This is a genomic window from Arsenicicoccus dermatophilus, from assembly GCF_022568795.1.
Classification (GTDB): domain Bacteria; phylum Actinomycetota; class Actinomycetes; order Actinomycetales; family Dermatophilaceae; genus Arsenicicoccus; species Arsenicicoccus dermatophilus.
This window is the reverse complement of sequence record NZ_JAKZHU010000001.1, coordinates 2,145,608-2,164,269: the sequence shown is the minus strand read 5'-3', so window position 1 is coordinate 2,164,269 and position 18,662 is coordinate 2,145,608. Positions and strand designations below refer to the sequence as shown.

The 18,662-nt window shown below is 73.2% G+C and carries 16 protein-coding genes; 11 read left to right on the top strand and 5 right to left on the bottom strand.

All coding sequences use genetic code 11. The features are described from left to right. Positions 1-186 precede the first annotated feature (186 nt). From rimP to truB, 7 genes are all read left to right on the top strand, one after another. Complete coding sequence (gene rimP / locus MM438_RS09935) at positions 187-711, top strand: ribosome maturation factor RimP (RefSeq protein ID WP_241452310.1); 525 nt, start codon at positions 187-189, stop codon at positions 709-711. Then, a complete protein-coding gene (nusA, locus tag MM438_RS09930) occupies positions 711-1,739 on the top strand; it encodes a transcription termination factor NusA (protein ID WP_241452309.1) in 1,029 nt (342 codons plus the stop codon). Before rimP ends, nusA begins: the two co-directional genes overlap by 1 nt. A 136-nt stretch (positions 1,740-1,875) precedes the next feature. Further along, a complete protein-coding gene (locus tag MM438_RS16930) occupies positions 1,876-2,091 on the top strand; it encodes a YlxR family protein (RefSeq protein ID WP_241452308.1) in 216 nt (71 codons plus the stop codon). A gap of 159 nt (positions 2,092-2,250) precedes the next feature. Next, entirely contained in the window at positions 2,251-5,361 is a 3,111-nt protein-coding gene (gene infB / locus MM438_RS09920) for a translation initiation factor IF-2 (RefSeq protein WP_241452307.1), read from the top strand. Between the two features lie 115 nt (positions 5,362-5,476). Further along, positions 5,477-6,535 carry a TRM11 family SAM-dependent methyltransferase gene (locus MM438_RS09915; RefSeq protein WP_241452306.1) on the top strand — a complete coding sequence of 353 codons (1,059 nt, stop codon included), beginning with the start codon at positions 5,477-5,479 and terminating at the stop codon, positions 6,533-6,535. A gap of 60 nt (positions 6,536-6,595) precedes the next feature. Next, positions 6,596-7,087 (top strand): 30S ribosome-binding factor RbfA, encoded by a 492-nt coding sequence (gene rbfA, locus MM438_RS09910; RefSeq protein WP_241452304.1) that lies wholly within the window; start codon positions 6,596-6,598, stop codon positions 7,085-7,087. Continuing rightward, positions 7,087-8,061: a tRNA pseudouridine(55) synthase TruB gene (gene truB / locus MM438_RS09905; protein ID WP_241452303.1), complete on the top strand. Its 975-nt coding sequence runs from the start codon at positions 7,087-7,089 to the stop codon at positions 8,059-8,061. The genes rbfA and truB overlap by 1 nt, the downstream gene beginning before the upstream one ends. Before the next feature lie 118 nt (positions 8,062-8,179). Here truB and MM438_RS09900 read toward each other — a convergent pair whose 3' ends face one another. After that, positions 8,180-8,830 (bottom strand): GntR family transcriptional regulator, encoded by a 651-nt coding sequence (locus MM438_RS09900; RefSeq protein WP_241452302.1) that lies wholly within the window; start codon positions 8,828-8,830, stop codon positions 8,180-8,182. Positions 8,831-9,606: 776 nt separating this feature from the next. Between MM438_RS09900 and MM438_RS09895 the strand changes: the two genes are divergently transcribed. From MM438_RS09895 to MM438_RS09885, 3 genes are read left to right on the top strand one after another with little or no spacing between them, the layout of a single operon-like run. Next, complete coding sequence (locus MM438_RS09895) at positions 9,607-10,290, top strand: FMN-binding negative transcriptional regulator (RefSeq protein ID WP_241452301.1); 684 nt, start codon at positions 9,607-9,609, stop codon at positions 10,288-10,290. Between the two features lie 9 nt (positions 10,291-10,299). Next, positions 10,300-11,259 (top strand): bifunctional riboflavin kinase/FAD synthetase, encoded by a 960-nt coding sequence (locus tag MM438_RS09890; RefSeq protein ID WP_241452300.1) that lies wholly within the window; start codon positions 10,300-10,302, stop codon positions 11,257-11,259. 46 nt (positions 11,260-11,305) lie between these two features. Continuing rightward, the gene (locus MM438_RS09885) at positions 11,306-11,815 is read left to right on the top strand and encodes a DUF4442 domain-containing protein (protein ID WP_241452299.1); all 510 of its coding nucleotides are present in this window, start codon (positions 11,306-11,308) and stop codon (positions 11,813-11,815) included. A gap of 12 nt (positions 11,816-11,827) precedes the next feature. On the opposite strand, the gene MM438_RS09880 is transcribed toward MM438_RS09885, so the two are convergent. The 3 genes from MM438_RS09880 to MM438_RS09870 are packed head-to-tail and all read right to left on the bottom strand — an operon-like array spanning position 11,828 to position 15,566. Then, positions 11,828-12,634, bottom strand: coding sequence for an SGNH/GDSL hydrolase family protein (locus MM438_RS09880; RefSeq protein WP_241452298.1), 807 nt, complete (start codon positions 12,632-12,634; stop codon positions 11,828-11,830). Between the two features lie 53 nt (positions 12,635-12,687). Then, positions 12,688-14,355: an AAA family ATPase gene (locus tag MM438_RS09875; protein ID WP_241452297.1), complete on the bottom strand. Its 1,668-nt coding sequence runs from the start codon at positions 14,353-14,355 to the stop codon at positions 12,688-12,690. Next, positions 14,352-15,566: a toxic anion resistance protein gene (locus MM438_RS09870; RefSeq protein ID WP_241452296.1), complete on the bottom strand. Its 1,215-nt coding sequence runs from the start codon at positions 15,564-15,566 to the stop codon at positions 14,352-14,354. Before MM438_RS09870 ends, MM438_RS09875 begins: the two co-directional genes overlap by 4 nt. A gap of 139 nt (positions 15,567-15,705) precedes the next feature. On the opposite strand from MM438_RS09870, the gene MM438_RS09865 reads away from it, so the two are divergent. Then, positions 15,706-17,820: a TIGR03960 family B12-binding radical SAM protein gene (locus MM438_RS09865; RefSeq protein WP_241452295.1), complete on the top strand. Its 2,115-nt coding sequence runs from the start codon at positions 15,706-15,708 to the stop codon at positions 17,818-17,820. A 67-nt stretch (positions 17,821-17,887) separates the two neighbouring features. Here MM438_RS09865 and MM438_RS09860 read toward each other — a convergent pair whose 3' ends face one another. Next, entirely contained in the window at positions 17,888-18,652 is a 765-nt protein-coding gene (locus tag MM438_RS09860) for a TetR/AcrR family transcriptional regulator (protein ID WP_241452294.1), read from the bottom strand. Positions 18,653-18,662: the final 10 nt, after the last annotated feature.

Sequence of the window (18,662 nt, the reverse complement as noted above, 5' to 3'; positions counted from 1 at the left end):
CCCGGATCCAGCCGATACTGTGGTGGCGCCGAGATGGCATAAGGTGTGGACTTTGCCGGGAGCCCAGCGCATTCCGGCGACGGCGCCCGACGACCAGGTCTCGGCGCCCGATCCGGCACGGGTGACCCGGCGCGACCGACTCCCGGGCACCCAGCCAGCGACACATCACGAGGCGGAGGCATTCCCATGGTCACCAAGGGCACCGAGCAGTCCCTGCGGGAGCTGCTCGCACCCGCGCTCGCCGATCTCGGCCTCATGGTCGAGCAGCTGACGGTCCAGCAGGTGGGTCGTCGGCGCCTCGTGCGGTTGACGGTCGACACCGACCTGGTCACCGCCCCGCCGGCCGACGACACCACCCCGATCGAACCGCTCAACCTCGACCTGGTGGCGGATGCGACCCGCGTCGTGGGCGACGTGCTGGACGAGTCCGAGGTGATGGGGGAGCAGCCCTACGTGCTGGAGGTGGGCTCGCCCGGCGTCGACCGCCAGTTCACCGAGCCGCGCCACTACCGGCGCAACGTCGGGCGTCTGCTCAAGGCCACCACGGGCGAGGGATCCGTGACCGGACGCATCGTCGCGGCCGGTCCGGCGACGGTCACCCTGGAGGTCACCACCAAGGGCACGACCACCACCCAGCAGCTGTCCTACGCCGACGTCACCCGCGCCCAGGTGCAGGTCGAGTTTGCCCGCACCACCGAGGAGAAGAACTGATGGACATCGACATCGCCGTGCTGCGGATGCTCGCCACCGAGCGCGAGATCCCCATCGACGTCCTCTTCAAGACCCTCGAGGACGCGATGCTGCTGGCCTACTCCAAGACCGAGGGCGCCGCGCGGCGTGCCCGCGTCGAGCTGGATCGCAAGACCGGCAAGGTCACCGTCTGGGCCACCGAGGACCTCGGTCCCGTGGTCGAGGGTGAGCCGCGCCCCGAGCCGAGGGAGTATGACGACACCCCGGCCGACTTCGGGCGGGTCGCGGCAGCCACGGCCCGCCAGGTGATCACCCAGCGGATGCGGGACCTGGAGGACGAGAGCGTCCTCGGCGACTTCGCGGGCAAGGAGGGCGACATCCTGTCGGGCGTGATCCAGCAGGACGCCAACCCGCGCGTCGTCAAGGTGCTCCTGACCGGCGGTGTCGAGGGTGAGCTGCACGTGTCGGAGCAGGTGCCCGGCGAGCGCTATGTCCACGGCGAGCGGATCCGCTGCTACTGCGTCTCGGTCAAGCGCGGCCCCCGCGGCCCGCAGATCATGCTGTCGCGCACCCACCCCAACCTGGTGCGCAAGCTGTTCGCCCTCGAGGTCCCCGAGATCGCGGACGGCACGGTCGAGATCGCCGCCCTGGCCCGCGAGGCCGGGCACCGCACCAAGATCGCCGTCGCGGCCAAGACCCCCGGGGTCAACGCGAAGGGTGCCTGCATCGGGCCGATGGGGGCCCGGGTGCGGGCGGTCATGGCCGAGCTGCACGGCGAGAAGATCGACATCGTCGACTACTCCGACATCCCCCAGGAGTTCGTGGCCGCGGCGCTGTCGCCGTCGCGGGTGGTCTCGGTGGAGGTCGTGGACCCCAAGGCCCGGGCGGCCCGGGTCGTGGTGCCCGACTACCAGCTGTCCCTGGCCATCGGCAAGGAGGGGCAGAACGCCCGGTTGGCGGCCAAGCTCACCGGGTGGCGCATCGACATCCACCCGGACACCGCCGCGGCGCCCGCCGCCGAGCACGACACGCAGGGGCAGGGTGACTGAGCCCGAGGCAGTGCGGCGACACGCCCGGGAGCGCGGTAGACTGTCTCGGTCCGGTCCTGCGACCGCGCCGACTCCGCGCACCTGTGTGGGCTGTCGGCAGGTGGCTGACCGGGCGGCTCTCCTGAGAGCGGTCGCCGTGGTCGGCGACGACGGGCGGCTGCTCGTCACCCCCGACCCGCGCAAGCGACTGCCGGGACGTGGTGCCTGGCTCCACCCCGACATCGCCTGCCTGGACCTCGCCCTGCGACGCAAGGCGTTCTCTCGTGCCCTCCGAGCGGAGGTGCACGTGGACGTCGAGCTGGTGCGGGCCTGGGTCCAGGGCGCCCGCGAGCAGCAGGAGGCGGGTCGGTGACCACCGGCGCGCGACAGCACCGTCCAAGAACCGAAAGCGGGTTTGACGCTATGAGCACCCGATGAGTACTCAGCGATGAACAGCCCCCAGCAGTAACGGCGGTCCGCGACCGGCGGAGGATCACCTCCGCGCCAGCCCGGACCGAGATCAAGGAGAATTGTGGCTAAGGTCCGGGTCTACGAGCTCGCGAAGGAGCTCGGAGTCGAGAGCAAGGTTCTGCTCGAGCACCTGAAGAACCAAGGAGAGTTCGTCCGCGCGGCGTCCTCGACGATCGAGGCGCCCGTCGTGCGTCGTATCCGGGAGTCCTTCCCGGCAGAGCTGGCCGACGGCAAGCAGCCGTCCGCGTCGGCCCCCTCCGGCGGCAAGCCCGCCCCCGCGCCGAGCACCTCCTCGTCGCGTCCCACCCCCGGTCCGGCCAGCAAGCCGGCCGCCCCGAGCGTCCCGGCCGCCGAGACGTCGGCGCCCGCCAAGCCGACCGCGCAGCCGAGCACGCCGGCCCCCGCCGTGGCGCCTACCGCCGCCCCCGCGGCGCCGGCGACCCCCGCGCAGCGACCGACTCCCGGCCCCCGGGCGACCCCGGCCGCCCCGTCGCCGGTCGTCCCCGCGGAGCCCGCTGCCGAGGCTGCCCCCGCTCCGGAGAAGGCTGCGCCGCAGAAGAAGGCCGCTCCGGTGTCGAAGGACGCCGCGCCTGCTGCTCCGGCAGCTGGGGCGGCCACCCCGCGCCCCGGCGCCACCCCCGGCCCGCGCCCCGCCGCCAAGAGCGCCCCGGCCGCTCCCGGGGCTCGTCCCCAGGCCGGCACGCCGCGCCCCGGCGCGCGTCCCGGTGCTCAGGGCGGGTCCCCGCGCCCCGGCAACAACCCCTTCGCCCCCTCCCAGGGCATGGGGCAGCGTCCCGAGCGGGGTGAGCGTCCCGCCCGCGAGGGTGGCGCCGCCCCCCGCCCGGGTGCCCCGCGTCCGGCCGGCGGTCAGGGGAACGCCCGTCCGGGCAACAATCCCTTCGCCCCCTCCCAGGGAATGCCCCGCCCGCAGGCGCCGCGTCCCGGCGGCTCTGCCGGTGCTGCGGGTGGTGCCGCCGGCGCCCCCGCAGCGCCGGGCGGCCCGCGTCCTGGCGGACCTCGTCCGGCCGCGCCGCGTCCCGGTGGCCCCCGCCCGACCCCCGGCGCGATGCCGAGCCGGTCGTCCGTCCCCCGTCCCGGCGAGCGTCCCGCCCGCGGTGGCGGTGGCGGTCATCCCGGCGGCGGTCCCGGTGGCGGTGGCTTCCGCCCCGGTGGCGGCGGTGCGCCTGGTGGCGGCTTCGGCCCGCGTCCCGGTGGCGGTCGCCCCGGCGGTGGCGCCGGTCGTGGCGGCACCCAGGGTGCCTTCGGTCGTGGCGGCAAGCCGGCCCGCGGTCGCAAGAGCAAGCGCGCGAAGCGCCAGGAGTTCGAGCAGATGCAGGCTCCGTCGCTGGGTGGCGTCTCCGTCCCCCGCGGCAACGGCACGACGGTCGTCCGCGTCCGTCGCGGCTCGTCCCTGACCGACTTCGCCGACAAGATCAACGCCAACCCGGCCTCGCTGGTCACGGTGCTGTTCCACCTCGGCGAGATGGCCACGGCCACCCAGTCCCTCGACGAGGACACCTTCAAGGTGCTCGGCGCCGAGCTCGGCTACGACATCCAGGTCGTCTCGCCGGAGGAGGAGGAGCAGGAGCTCTTCGCGTCGTTCAACATCGACCTCGAGCACGAGGAGGACGAGGACGACCTGCAGGCCCGGCCCCCGGTGGTGACGGTCATGGGTCACGTCGACCACGGAAAGACGAGGCTGCTGGACGCGATCCGCAACGCCAACGTCATCGCGACCGAGGCCGGCGGCATCACCCAGCACATCGGTGCCTACCAGGTGGCCGTCGAGCACGAGGGCGTGGACCGCAAACTCACCGTCATCGACACCCCCGGTCACGAGGCCTTCACGGCCATGCGTGCCCGCGGTGCCAAGGTCACCGACATCGCCATCCTCGTGGTCGCGGCCGACGACGGCGTCATGCCCCAGACGATCGAGGCGCTCAACCACGCCCAGGCGGCCGACGTGCCGATCGTGGTGGCCGTCAACAAGATCGACGTCGACGGCGCCAACCCGGCGAAGGTCCGCCAGCAGCTGACCGAGTACAACCTGATCGCCGAGGAGTACGGCGGCGAGACGATGTTCGTCGACATCTCGGCCAAGCAGGGGCAGAACATCGACGCCCTGCTCGAGGCCGTGCTGCTGACCGCCGACGCCGCCCTCGACCTGCGGGCCAACCCCGACACCGACGCCCGCGGCGTCGCCATCGAGGCCAACCTGGACCGCGGTCGCGGTGCCACCGCGACCGTCCTGGTCCAGCAGGGCACCCTGCGCGTCGGTGACGCGATCGTGGCGGGCTCCGCCCACGGGCGTGTCCGCGCGATGCTCGACGAGCACGGCAAGCAGGTCAAGGAGGCCACCCCCTCCCGACCCGTCCAGGTGCTTGGTCTGGCCTCCGTGCCGCGGGCCGGTGACACCTTCGTCGTCGCCCCCGACGACCGCACCGCCCGCCAGATCGCCGAGAAGCGTGAGGCCGCGGACCGCCAGGCCAGCCTGGCCAAGTCCCGCAAGCGCATCTCCCTCGAGGACCTCAACGAGGCCCTCGCGGCGGGCAAGGTCGAGACCCTCAACCTCATCCTCAAGGGTGACGCGAGCGGTTCGGTCGAGGCCCTGGAGGACGCCCTGCTGCAGATCGACGTGGGCGACGAGGTCGACCTGCGGATCATCGACCGCGGCGTCGGCGCGATCACGATGAACAACATCAACCTCGCCGTCGCGTCCAACGCCGTGATCATCGGCTTCAACGTGCGCGCCGAGGGCCAGAACGCCGAGTACGCCGACCGCGAAGGCGTGGAGATCCGGTACTACTCGGTGATCTACCAGGCCATCGAGGAGATCGAGGCCGCGCTCAAGGGCATGCTCAAGCCGGAGTTCGAGGAGGTGGAGCTCGGCACCGCCGAGATCCGCGAGATCTTCCGCTCCAGCAAGTTCGGCAACATCGCCGGATCCATCGTCCGCAGCGGCGAGATCAAGCGGGGTGCCAAGGCGCGGATCACCCGCAACGGCGTGGTCGTCGCCGAGAACGTCGAGGTCGCCGGCCTGCGGCGGTTCAAGGACGACGTCACCGAGGTCCGCGAGGGCTTCGAGTGCGGCATCAACCTGGGGTCCTACAACGACCTCCAGCTCGGCGACCTGATCGCCACGTACGAGATGCGCGAGAAGCCGCGCGACTGACGCGCACCGCGCCACGTGATCGAGGGGCCCGGACCTGCTACGGCCCGGGCCCCTCGGCCACCTCCACCCTGTCCCGCGCGCCCGCGGCCTTCCCGGGCGAGCCAGAAGGATCAGCATGTCGTCCTACCTCGCCCTCGTGTCGCCGTCGCACAACCGGGTCTACGCCGCCGACGCCCCGCGCATCATGGCGGCGGAGCTCACCTGCGTCGCCGACGCGCTCGTGCCCGGGATCGACGAGGTCGCGATCCGCACCCTCGCGGGGGTCGACTACCTCGGCTTCCGCACCCCGGAGCCCCTCTGCGGGACCGCGCTGCGAGCGGTCGGCGTGCTGTCCGGCATACAGGCGCTGTATGCCGTGGAAGCAGCAGAGCCGGACCCGCCCGCCGACGCCATGCCGCTGCTGCGGCCCGTCGCCCTGGACCGGCCGGACCGCTTCCCCTCCGACCTGGTGACCATCCAGAAGTACCAGGGCAAGACGAACGAGCAGTTCACCCGAACCCTCCTGACGGTCACCGCCATGGCCACCGCCTGGCCGGAGCGCCTCCTCGACGGCACCCTCACCGTCCTGGACCCGATGTGCGGACGAGGCACCACCCTCAACACCGCGATCACCCTCGGGCTCGACGTCACCGGCGTCGACGTGGACGCGAAGGACCTGGAGGCCTACCAGGCCTTCCTCACGACCTACCTGCGCCAGCACCGGCTCAAGCACAAGGCCACGGCCGGGCAGGTGCGGCGCCACGGCAAGACCCTCGGGCGCCGCCTGGACGTGGAGCTTGCCGCCAGCAAGGACGACCACCAGGCCGGATGCACCCAGCGGGTGACCTTCCTGGGCGTGGACACGACCCGTCTGGAGGGTCTGCTGCCCGCGGCGCAGACCAACGTCGTCGTCGCGGACACGCCCTACGGCGTCCAGCACGGCTCCCACGGCCCGCGGCTCGACCGCAGCCCGCTCGAGCTGCTCGACCGGGCCCTGCCCGGGTGGCTGCGCGCGCTGCGCACCGGCGGCGCGATCGGGCTGGCCGTCAACCGGCACGTCGCTCCGGTCGACGACACCCGCGCGCTGCTGGAGCGTCATGGTCTGACCGTGGTCGACCACGATGGCTACGGTGGACTGCGGCACCGCGTGGACGCATCCATCGACCGAGACATCGTGGTCGCCCGCAAGGGCTGACAGTCCTCTGCCCGGAGGCACCCACCTCCGGGCCCGACCCGACAACGAAGGGGCATCCCCATGGCCGACCCGGCACGCGCACGCAAGATCGCCGACCGCATCAAGGTGGTCGCTGCCGAGTACCTCGAGCACCGGCTCAAGGACGAGCGCCTCGGCTTCGTCACGCTCACCGACGTCCGCGTCACCGGTGACCTTCAGCACGCCTCGGTGTTCTACACCGTCTTCGGCAGCGACGAGGAGCGTGAGGCCACCGCCGAGGTGCTGCAGGAGAACCTCGGCCGGATCCGCTCGCACGTGGGCAAGGCGCTCGGCATCCGGCTGACGCCGACCCTGGAGTTCATCGCCGACGCCCTGCCCGAGACCTCCTCCCAGCTCGAGGAGGCTTTGCGCAAGGCTCGAGAGCGCGACGCCGAGCTCGCCCGGGCTCGGGAGGGCGCCATCCCCGCCGGTGACGCCGACCCCTATCGCAAGCCCGTCTCGGGCGACGAGGCCGGTGACGACCCGGCTGACCGGGTGGTGGAGATCGACGGCGAAGAGGACGAGCGCGCCTGATGGCCAAGAGTGCTCGCGAGGACGAACCGGACGGGCTGCTGGTCGTCGACAAGCCTGCCGGCGTCACGTCGCACGACGTGGTCGCCCAGGTGCGCCGGCTGGCCGGCACCCGCAAGGTCGGCCACGCGGGCACCCTGGACCCGATGGCCACCGGGGTGCTGCTGCTCGGGCTGGGGCGGGGGACCAAGCTGCTGACCTTCCTGGTCGGCTGCGACAAGACCTACGACGCCACCATCCGGCTCGGGCAGGCCACGGTGACCGACGACGCGGAGGGCGAGGTCGTCTCCTCGTCCCCGGTCGCCGAGCTCACCCCGGAGATCGTCTCGGCGGCCGTCGCCCGGCTCACCGGCGAGATCCAGCAGGTGCCGAGCGCCGTGTCGGCCATCAAGGTGGACGGGCAGCGGTCCTACGCCCGGGTCCGGGCCGGCGAGACCGTCGAGCTCCCGGCCCGGCCGGTGACCGTCTCCCGCTTCGAGATCCACGACCAGCGGGTCGCGGGCGAGGTCGCCTACGACCTGGACGTCTCCGTCGACGTCTCGTCCGGCACCTATGTCCGCGCGCTCGCCCGCGACCTCGGCGCCTCTCTCGGCGTGGGTGGCCACCTGACGGCGCTGCGGCGCACCCGGGTCGGCGGCTACGACCTCACCCGGGCGCTGGTGCCGGCCCCGGTGCTGCTGGAGCACGACGCCGCGCTGGCCCGGGTGCGCGAGAGCGACCCCGAGGTCCGCCGCCTGCCCCGGGAGCTGCTCCCGCCGCTGCCGCTGCTCGACCTGGCCACCGCGGCCCGGGCCCAGTTCCCGGTGCACGAGCTGACCGACGACGAGGTCCGCGCGGTCGGCCACGGGCAGCGGGTGCCGTCCGCGCTGGTGGGCACCCCGGTCGTGGCGGCCTTCGCGCCGGACGGGCGGCTCGTCGCGATCCTCGACGAGACGCGGGCCCAGGCGCGCAGCCACGTCGTGCTGGCGCCGGCCTGACCCGCGTCCCCTCCGGCGCCAGGGCCACCCGACCCCGGCGGCCCGCCAAGGCCAGCGAGGTCCCGTCTGACCTCGCAGGCCTTGCCCGGCATACCAGCGCCGCGAGGAAGGGTCCCGCTCAGTGGAAGTGCGCAGCCACCATGGCGCTCTCGGCCTGCACCAGGTGCTGGCGCATGACGGTCTCGGCGCGCTGTGGTTCGGCCGAGCGGATGGCGTCGAACACGTCCTGGTGAGCCGCGACCTCGGTGTCGGCGATGGCCGCGGCCAGGGGCGGCAGCAGGGCGTGCGCGCGCTCGCTCTCGGCAAACAGGCGGTCCAGCGTCGCCTGGGCGCGGTGGTTGCGGGCGGCCTGGGCGATCCGACGGTGGAAGGCCGCCGCGGCGCTGACCGCGCGGGCGTGGCTGGTGGCGGCGCGCTGACCGTCCAGGAGTCGCGCCAGGTCGTCGACCAGGTCACGGGTGACGGTGGCCGCGGCGCTGGCGGCCACCGTCGGCTCGATGGCGCGGCGCAGCTCCATCACCTCGCGGATGTCGTGGAACCCCATGTTGCTGACGGTGTAACCGCGACGGGGGATGACCTGCACCCACCCCTCGACGGCGAGCATCTGCAGGGCCTCCCGCACCGGCGTCTTGGAGACGGCGTGCTCCTCGGCGAGGACCTTCTCCAGCAGGACGGCCCCCGGGCGCAGCCGGGTGTCGACGATCCGCGACCGCAGCTCACCCCGCAACCGCTCGGCCAGGGACGGAGCGCTGCGATGTATGTCGGTCATGGGTGGATTGTCGCAGGTCGTAACGGGTTTCGGCCAATGCCCCGGGGGTGGGCGGCCGCCGCCGGGCGGGCCGCACGACGCCCGCGCCGACGCGATTCGGCATACGGGTGGATCTGCGCCCGCTGACACGGCTCGCCGGGCTCCTGGGCTGCGCCGACGGCGCGCACCAGGCACGATCCCGACACCGGCGCGGCGGCGCCCGATCCGCCCCTCCCCGTCGAGGAGAGCCCATGCCTGAGGACTGCGCCCGGGACGAGGCCGTCGACTGGCCGGTCATCGAGGGTCGCGCCGAGAGCATCGGCCACCTCCTCCGGGAGCCCGTGGCGAGCGACGCGAGCCGCCCGGCCCTCCAGCACGTCCGGGGGAGGAGCTGGTCACCCTCACCTGGCAGCAGAGCAGGTCGAGAACCGCGCCCGGGAGCTCGCGGCCGGCCTGCTCGACCGCGCTGGCAGCCGACGTGGCCTTCATCCTCGCTGACTCGGGCGCCAGAAGGACGTCTTCGAGACCCCCGGCGGCAGGTACGTCGCGCCGTCCCTCATCGAGACCCAGCTCGAGGGCCTGTGCCCCTGCACGAGCCAGTCCCTCGTGCTGGGTGCCGGGCGCAGCCGTGCGACCGCGCTGGTCGCCCTGGACCCGACCGCGATCCTGCCCTGGGCGTAGCGTCACGGTCTGCCGACGAGATCGAGGCCGACCACCGCACCTGAGGTGAGGTGGCGGGCGGGCGTGGTGGTGGGCCGGGTGCGTCGGCGTGCGGCCGGGCTGCCACGATGATCGGCATGTACGTTCCTGCTCACTTCGCCCTCTCCGACGACCAGGTCCGCGCGCTGCTCCACCGGCTGAGCTTCGGCGAGCTCGTGACCCAGGGGGACCAGGGTCTGGAGGCGACGCCGCTGCCGTGGCTCTACGACCCCGGGGCGGGGGAGCGCGGATCGCTCGTCGCCCACGTCGCGCGCACCAACACCCAGTGGCGGCACGCGGGTGCGGGTGAGGCGCTGGTGCTGCTCCGCGGCCCGGACCACTACGTCTCGCCGGCCTGGCTGCCGTCGGCGACCGAGCACGGGCGGGTGGTGCCGACCTGGGACTACCTCACGGTCCATGCGTACGGCGAGCTGGTCGCGCACGAGGACCCCGCCTGGCTGCGCGACGCCGTCGAGCGGCTCACCCGGCGTCACGAGGGCGGCCAGGAGCGGCCGTGGACCACGGACCGGGCGCCCCAGCGGTGGTTCGACGGGCAGCTGCGAGCCATCGTCGGGGTGGAGGTCCGTCTCACCCGGTGGGTCGCCAAGGCCAAGCTCTCCCAGAACAAGTCGCCCGCAGACGTCGAGGCCGAGATCGCGGCGCTGACGGCGCTGGGTCGCGCCGACTCCGCGGACCTCCTGCGCGAGCTGTCGCTGCCCGCCGCCACCCGCCGCGCGCAGGTGCTCGCCGACCTGGGTCGGCGGCACCGCGACGGCGACTAGAGTTGGCCCGTGCATCGATGGAGCTCCCTGTCCCAGATCCCCGCTGACCTCGGCCCGACCGTGGTCACCCTGGGCAACTTCGACGGGGTGCACCGCGGTCACCGTGCCGTGCTGCAGGCCGCCCTGGAGCTCGCCGCCGGGCGGGACGCGCAGACCGTCGCCGTGACCTTCGACCCGCACCCCGTCGCCGTCCTGCACCCGGACCGGGCCCCCGCGGCCGTCACCTCCCTGGACCACCGCCTCGACCTGCTCGAGGAGGTCGGCCTGGACGCGGTGCTCGTGCAGGAGTTCACCCGCGAGCTGGCAGCGATGGCCCCCGAGGAGTATGTCGAGACGGTGTTCGTCGACGCCCTGCACGCGTGCGCCGTGGTCGTGGGCGAGGACGTGCGCTTCGGCCGCCGCAACTCCGGCGACGCGGGCACCCTGCGCGAGCTGGGGGAGCGGCACGGCTTCGAGGTGGTCACCCTGTCCGACCGGGGCGACGATCGCCGCTGGTCGTCCAGCATGGTGCGGGAGCAGCTGCTCGCCGGGGACGTGGCGGGCGCCGCCGCGGTGCTCGGGCGGTCCCACCGGGTGGTCGGCACCGTGGTCCACGGCGACCACCGGGGCCGCGAGCTCGGCTATCCCACGGCCAACCTCAGCCCCGACGCCTACGGCCTGGTGCCCGCCGACGGGGTCTACGCCGGGTGGTTGGTGCGCCTGGACCGGGCCGCGGGCGACGTCGACCGGGCGCTGCCGGCCGCCGTGTCCGTGGGCACCAACCCGACCTTCGACGGCACCGAGCGCCGCGTCGAGGCCTACGTCCTGGACCGCACCGACCTGGACCTCTACGGCGAGCGCGTGGCCGTCGAGCTCGTCGAGCACCTGAGGCCCACGCTGCGCTTCGGCTCGGTCGACGAGCTGCTCGCGGTGATGGCCGACGACGTCGCCCGCTGCCGGGAGGTCCTCGCCCCGGTCGTGCCCGCCTGACGGGCGGTGCTGCGGGCCGTCATACGGCCTGGCTAGGGTCGGGACCATGCGCCTGCCCCGGAACTATGCCGACGTCGCGACCCTGGTCCAGGGTGCCGAGACGATGCGCCGGGTGATGAACCTCTGGCCGCCGTTCCTGTGCTCGGGCATCCACGTCACCGAGATCGGCGAGGACTTCCGGCACGTGCAGGTGCGGCTGCGCAAGCACCGGGTGACCGCCAACTACGTGGGGACGCAGTACGGCGGCTCGCTGTACTCGATGACCGATCCCTTCTGGATGATCATGGTGCTGCGCAACCTCGGCAGCGACTACGTGGTGTGGGACAAGGCCGCCGAGATCGAGTTCGTGTCACCCGGTCGCACCGAGGTGCGCGCCGAGTTCACGCTCACCGACGAGCACCTCGCCGAGATCCGCCGGCAGACCGAGGGCGGGCGCAAGGCGCTGGTGTGGTTCGACAACGACGTGGTGGCCCCGGACGGCGCCGTCGTGGCGCGGGTCCGCAAGCAGGTCTACGTCCGTCGCAAGCCCGGGCGCCGAGGGGTGCCGGGCCGATGACCCGCGCCCGGCTCAGGACAGGGCGCGGACGATCTGGTCGGCGATGAGCTGCTGCCCGGCCGGGCTGGGGTGGTCCCCGTCCTCGGCCAGCAGGGGCGTCGGATCCCCGCCGGCCTTGAACGGCGCGTAGAGGTCGACGCAGGTGGCGCCCTCCTTGGCGGCGGCCTGGCACAGGCGCTGGTTGACGGCGCGGGTGAGCCGGTCGGTCCAGGCGTACATCTGCGGGGTCTCGGCCTGGCGGGCGACCTGCCCGTCGAGGCCGACGTTCCAGTACGTCGTCACCACGGCGCGGGCGCCCGGGCGGCTCTGGAGCGAGCGCACCTCGTGCAGCGCCGCGGCGATGTGCTGCTGCACGCCCTGGGCCCCGCGGTCGATGCACGCGGCGCCGCAGTCCTGGTCCGCCGTCTCGCCGAACAGGTCCAGCACGTCGTTCGCCCCCGAGGTGATCACCACCAGGTCGGAGGTCGTCACGGCTCGACGGATCGCGGGGTTGCGGCGGACCATCTGGAGGAGGTCGGCCGCGGTCTGCCCGTCCACGCCCAGGTTGAGGGCCTTGACCGGGGGGCCACTGCGGGAGAGCCGGTCGGCCAGGCGCTGGGGGAACGCGGGGCTCTCCTGGCCCTCGCCGACGGTGACCGAGTCGCCGAGGGCCACGAGCGTGCGGCCTGTCGCCTCCGTGGTGACGGCGGACGGCGCGGGCCGGAGGGGGAACGACAGGGCGCCGGTCAGGGCCCCGGCGGGCAGGTGCGCGGGCACCACCCACGCGCCCACCGCGAGCAGGCCGGCGCCTGCGAGCAGGGGGGTCCGACGACGACGCACCCGGTCCAGGGCGAGGACCAACCCGGCCCGGGGACCGGTGGCTCCTGGGCGGCTCAGTCCACGCTCAGGTCCACGCCGTCGCGGTCCTCGAGGTCCTGCGGCTGCAGGGTCCGCAGCTGCTCGACGGTGGGCTCCTCCTCGTCGCGCAGCCGCCACGCGTGCCTCCCGATCGCCGCCTCCAGGGCGTTGCGGACGAACCTCCCGTTCCCGAAGGCCTCGCCCCTCGGGGTCGCGGCCAGGATCTCCCGGAACCTCGTCACGGCCGCCTCGCCCAGGTCGTAGTCGTTCTTGCACGCCAGCTCCTGCAGGATGCCGACGAGCTCGTCGTCGGTGTAGTCCTCGAACTCTACGGTGGTCGAGAACCGGCTCGCCAGACCGGGATTGGTGGCGATGAACCCGCGCATCGGCTCGGGGTAGCCCGCGACGATGACGACGAGGTCGCCCCGATTGTCCTCCATCTCCTTCACGAGCGTGTCCACGGCCTCGGTGCCGTACTGGTCGCCCCCGAGGGAGTAGGCCTCGTCGATGAACAGGACGCCGCCGAGGGCGCTGCGCACGACCTCCGCGGTCTTGGTGGCCGTCTGACCGAGGTAGCCCGCGACGAGCTCGGAGCGGTCCACCTCCACCAGCTGGCCCTTGCTGAGCAGGCCGAGGGCGCGATAGATCCCCCCGACCAGGCGGGCGACGGTGGTCTTGCCCGTGCCCGGGTTGCCCGTGAAGACCAGGTGGCGGGTGATGGTGGCGCTGCGCAGCCCGGCCTTCGCGCGCTTGGCCTCCATCTGCAGGATCGCGACCTGGCGGTGGACCTCACGCTTGACGGCGGCGAGCCCGACGAGGGCGTCGAGGTCGGCGAGCAGCTCGTCGAGGGACTTCTCCGGCTCCGCCGGAGCCGGGGGTATGCCGGCTGCGGTGGCCGGGTCGGTCCCGGGCGTGGCCGGAGCGGCGGGTGGAGCGGCACCCGGGTCGGCGGGTGGGGTACCGGGCAGGCCGGGGACTGCGGGAGGGCCCGGCAGCCCGGGAGGCGCCGCAGGCGGGAGGGGCCCGGCGCCCACGGGCTCGCCGAGGTGGGGGGCGGGGGATCCGGGAGCCCCTGGGTGGAGCCCGCCGGGCAGCCGCCGCAGGGCCTCCAGGGTGGCGTCCTCCAGCGAGCGCAGCTGCTCGCGCAGAGCGTCCGAGGTGGTGGCGGGAGCCGGTCCGGTGCCCGGGTCTGCGCCACCCACGGGGCCAGGCTGGCCCCGTGGCACGTTCGCAGCGGGGCCTGGACGTACCGATCGGGGCCAGCCTGGCCCTGGGAGGGCGGGCGAGGAGGGGTCGGGCGAGGAGGAGGCACCCGCCGCGGCGAGCTGCGCCTGACCGCTCGTCGTCGCCCGGCCGACCGCGGCGGCGTCCGCGCCGGGCACCGTGCACGCCGCCGCCGCGACCTCGGCGAGCGCGCGCGCATAGGCGCCCGCCTGCGGGTGAGCCTCCCGGCCCAGCCGGTCGAGCAGGGGGGTGGGGCTGACGGCATACCGCCGCCCGCGGGGCGCGAGGTCGAAGAAGTCGGCGGTGGTGCGCCCCGTGCTGCTCGCCCACGCGGTGTGGACCTGGCTGGGGGAGGCGGTCTGCAGGACGGCGGCGGACAGGGCGAGCGCCTCCTCACGGACCTGGCCCTCGTCCAGACCGGCCGTGCGGCCGACACCGACGAGGGCGTTGACCGCGGCGGCGAGGGAGGCGCCGGTCACCGGCCCAGCTCGAGGGAGCCGGAGGCGCGGCGCTCGTCGGTCTGCTTCACGCGGGCGAGGTACTCCTGGGACTTGGCGACCTCGCCCTCCAGGGTGCCGATGGTGGTGGCCATGGTGTCCAGCGCCTGGCTGCGGAAGGTGTCGATGGAGTCCATGGTGGCGTAGATGTTCTGGAAGGCCGCCTGCAGCTGGGGGAGCCCGATGGTGGCCGAGGCCGCCTGCTTCTGGATCTCCACGGAGTTGTCGCGCAGCAGCTCGGAGGTGCGCTCGATCATCATCGAGGTGGTCTGGTTGAGCGCCGTGATCTGCTCCAGGACGAGCTTCTGGTTGTTGAGCGCCTGAGCGACGATCACGGCGGTGCGCAGCGCGCTGACCGTGGTGGTGGACGCGCGGTCGACACCCTTGATGAGCTCGATGTTGTTCTTGATGACGATGTCGATGGCCAGGTAGTTCTGGATCGACACGGCGAGCTGGGTGAGCAGGTCCTGGTGCTTCTGCCGAACGTAGAACAGCACGTCCTCGCGCAGCGCCTTGGCCTTGTCGGGGTCGGACAGGTCCAGCTCGGCGATCTGGGCGGAGACCTTGGCGTCGAGGCGCTCGGCGACGTAGATGTACTGGTTGAGCATGCCCATGGTGGCCCAGAGCTGCTGCTTCTCCTGGTTGAGCGCGGCGTTGTCCTGCTGCAGCTCGGCCTGGCCGTTCTTGAGCGACTGCAGGATGCCGTCGAGGTGGCCCTGGGCGGACTCGTACTTGCGGAAGTAGTCGGTGACCTTGTCGCCGAAGGGGATCATCCCGAGGAACTTCTTGGGGCCCTTGGCCTGGCTGGGGTCCAGGTCCTCCACGGTGCGGCGCAGGTCCTGCAGGGTCTTGCCGACGCCGGACTCGGCGGACAGACCGCCCTCCTGCAGCGCCTTGACGGGCGTCTTGAGCAGGCGGTTGGAGGACTCGGCGGCCTGGCGGATCTCGGTGTCACCCATGGTGCGCACGTCGGCCGCCTTGGCCTCGAACTCCGGGCTCTTGGCCTGGGCGCTGGTCAGGGCGGCGAGGTAGTCCTCGACCTTGGCGTCGAGTCCGGGCATGGCCTCCTGCGGGACGGCGGGCGCCATCGTGGGGGCCTGGGTGGCCGGCACGGGGGCAGGGGCCGGGGGCGCCTCCAGACGCAGGGCCGGCTCGGGGGCGGTGGCAGGCGGCGGGGTGAGCGGCTCGGTCATCGGGATCTCCTCGCGTGCATGGCGGTTGCGGTCGGGCTCGGGCCTGTGACGTCCCCCTCGCCCCGTCGGCTCCCACCTTGTCAGACTCGTGCGGCTTCTGGGGAGTGTCCAGGAGTAGGTCGCCCTTACCCTGGAGGGCATGACCGTGACCCACATCGCACCCGGCGCCTCTTACTACGAGGCCCTCGAGCCGCTGCTGGAGCAGGTCAGCAAGCCGATCCAGTATGTCGGCGGCGAGCTCAACTCCCAGGTCAAGCACTGGCACTGCGGCGGCCACGGCCCCGACGGCGCCGAGCTGACCGTCCGCTGGGCGCTGATGTACCCCGACGCCTACGAGGTGGGCGTGCCCAACCAGGGGATGATGATCCTCTACGAGGTCCTCAACGAGCGCCCCGACGCCCTCGCCGAGCGCACCTACTCGGTGTGGCGCGACATGGAGGAGCGGCTGCGCGAGGCCGGCATACCGCAGCTGACCGTCGACGGGCACCGCGCGGTCCGCGACTTCGACCTCTTCGGTGTCTCCTTCTCCACGGAGCTGGGCTACACCAACCTGCTGGCGGCGCTGGAGCTCGCGGGCATCCCGCTGCACGCGGCGGACCGCACCATCGACGACCCGATCGTGGTCATGGGCGGGCACGCGTCCTTCAACCCCGAGCCGATGGCGGACTTCGTCGACTGCGCGATCGTCGGCGACGGCGAGGAGGCGGTCCTGCGCGTCACCGACCTGGTGTCGGCGTGGAAGGCTGCCGGCCGACCGGGTGGGCGCGAGGGGATCCTCCTGGAGCTGGCCCGGACCGGAGGGGTCTACGTGCCGAGCCTGTATGCCGTGAGCTACCTGCCGGACGGCCGCATCGAGGCGGTGACGCCCACCGCGCCGGGCGTGCCCGAGCGGGTCGCCAAGCACACCGTCATGGACCTGGACGCCTGGCCCTATCCCAAGAAGCCGCTCGTGCCTCTCGCCGAGTCGGTCCACGAGCGGATGAGCGTGGAGATCTTCCGCGGGTGCACGCGCGGGTGCCGCTTCTGCCAGGCGGGGATGATCACCCGCCCGGTGCGCGAGCGGTCCATCACCGGCATCGGCGAGATGGTCGAGCGGGGCCTGGCGGCGACGGGCTTCGAGGAGGTCGGGCTGCTGTCGCTGTCCTCGGCGGACCACACCGAGATCGGGGACATCACGCGGGGACTGGCGGACCGCTACGAGGGCACCAACACCTCGCTGTCGCTGCCGTCGACGCGCGTCGACGCCTTCAACATCGACCTGGCCAACGAGCTCACCCGCAACGGGCGCCGCTCGGGCCTGACCTTCGCCCCGGAGGGCGGCTCGGAGCGGATCCGCAAGGTCATCAACAAGATGGTGTCCGAGGAGGACCTCATCTCGACCGTGTCCGCCGCGTATGGCGCGGGCTGGCGCAACGTCAAGCTGTACTTCATGTGCGGTCTGCCGACCGAGACCGACGAGGACGTCCTGCAGATCGCCGAGCTCGCCAAGCGGGTCATCGAGACCGGGCGAGAGGCCAGCGGCCGCAAGGACATCCGCTGCACGGTGTCGATCGGCGGCTTCGTGCCGAAGGCGCACACGCCCTTCCAGTGGGCTCCCCAGCTGTCGCCGGAGGGCATCGACGACCGCCTGGCCAAGCTGCGCGAGGCGATCCGGTCCGACCGGCGCTACGGCTCGTCGATCGGGTTCCGCTACCACGACGGCCAGCCCGGCCAGGTCGAGGGTCTGCTGTCCCGGGGCGACCGGCGCGTCGGCGCGGTGATCGAGGCGGTCTACCGCGACGGCGGGCGGATGGACGGCTGGAGCGAGCACTTCTCCTACGACCGCTGGATGCGGTGCGCCGCCGAGGCGCTCGCGGGCACCGGCGTGGACGTGGAGTGGTACACCCAGCGCGAGCGGGACGAGGACGAGGTCCTGCCCTGGGACCACATCGACTCCGGGCTGGACAAGCAGTGGCTGTGGGACGACTGGCAGGACGCGCTCAGCCTCACCGAGGTCGAGGACTGCCGGTGGACGCCGTGCTTCGAGTGCGGGGTCTGCATGACCATGGGGACGGTGATCGAGACCGGTCCGACCGGGCGCAAGCTGCTGCCGCTGTCGGTGGCCAACCCGGCGACCCAGGCGCTGCGCGGCTGCGGCGACCCGCTCGCGGCGGCGGCGTCCGGCGCCCCGGCGCAGGTCGAGGCCGACGCGGTGTCGGCGACGAACGGACCCGGCGACCTCAACGACCCCGATCGCGAGTCCCCCACGCGCTGAGCGCGATCCGTGCCCGGGGCAGGCGGGCGCGGGCAGAGAGCCAGGGCCGGGGGAGCCGCCCGGGCGCTCAGTCGCCCGGCACGATCCCGAGCACCTCGGCCCCCAGGGGCGCCCCGGGCAGCGGCGTCCGGGGTCCGGTGGCGAGCGCGTCGAGCACCATCCCCTGGAGTCGCTCGCGCGCCCGATCCGCGTCCGGTCCCGGAGGCAGGACCCCGCGGCGGACCGAGCCGATCAGCAGGGACACGTCCGCGATGTCGACGTCGGGCCGCAGCGTCCCCTCGGTCTGGGCGGCTGCGACGACCCGGCCCAGGAGGACGACGAGGTCGGTTTGAAGCGCGCGGATCCGGTCGTCCGCACGCACCGCCTCGGCGAGGACGGGGTGCAGCGCGAGCTGCCGTCGCATCGTGAGGATCTGGGCGGGCCCGCCCAGGAGCGCCACCAGGGCCTCCCAGGCAGACGGCGCCTGGGCGACCGCGGTCCGGGCGGTCGCGACGACGGCACCGAGGTGGTGCTCCGTCACGGCGACGACCAGGGACGTGCGGTCGGGGAAGCGTCGGTAGAGCGTGCCGACCCCCACGCCGGCGGCTCGGGCGATCTGGTCCATCGGGACGTCCAGCCCCTGCTCGGTGAAGGCCTCGTAGGCCGCGTCGAGGATGGCGCGGCGGCGCCGCTCGGCGTCCGCGCGCAGCGGGTGGTCCTCGATGATGTCGCCCTCCCTGGTCGGTGCTGGTGGGGTCGTCCCGGCGGGACGACCCCACCAGCCTAGGCGGACGGGGCGACCCCTCGCCCGTGAAGTGGAAGGATTTCTTCCGGTGGGTGTACGGTTGTTCACGCCATACGGG

What these genes read in the sequence shown, in the direction of transcription:
- rimP (WP_241452310.1), top strand. Translation starts at nt 187, where the DNA reads ATGGTCACCAAGGGCACCGAGCAGTCCCTGCGGGAGCTGCTCGCACCC.
- nusA (WP_241452309.1), top strand. Translation starts at nt 711, where the DNA reads ATGGACATCGACATCGCCGTGCTGCGGATGCTCGCCACCGAGCGCGAG.
- MM438_RS09915 (WP_241452306.1), top strand. Translation starts at nt 5,477, where the DNA reads ATGTCGTCCTACCTCGCCCTCGTGTCGCCGTCGCACAACCGGGTCTAC.
- rbfA (WP_241452304.1), top strand. Translation starts at nt 6,596, where the DNA reads ATGGCCGACCCGGCACGCGCACGCAAGATCGCCGACCGCATCAAGGTG.
- truB (WP_241452303.1), top strand. Translation starts at nt 7,087, where the DNA reads ATGGCCAAGAGTGCTCGCGAGGACGAACCGGACGGGCTGCTGGTCGTC.
- MM438_RS09900 (WP_241452302.1), bottom strand. Translation starts at nt 8,830, where the DNA reads ATGACCGACATACATCGCAGCGCTCCGTCCCTGGCCGAGCGGTTGCGG.
- MM438_RS09895 (WP_241452301.1), top strand. Translation starts at nt 9,607, where the DNA reads ATGTACGTTCCTGCTCACTTCGCCCTCTCCGACGACCAGGTCCGCGCG.
- MM438_RS09885 (WP_241452299.1), top strand. Translation starts at nt 11,306, where the DNA reads ATGCGCCTGCCCCGGAACTATGCCGACGTCGCGACCCTGGTCCAGGGT.
- MM438_RS09870 (WP_241452296.1), bottom strand. Translation starts at nt 15,566, where the DNA reads ATGACCGAGCCGCTCACCCCGCCGCCTGCCACCGCCCCCGAGCCGGCC.
- MM438_RS09865 (WP_241452295.1), top strand. Translation starts at nt 15,706, where the DNA reads ATGACCGTGACCCACATCGCACCCGGCGCCTCTTACTACGAGGCCCTC.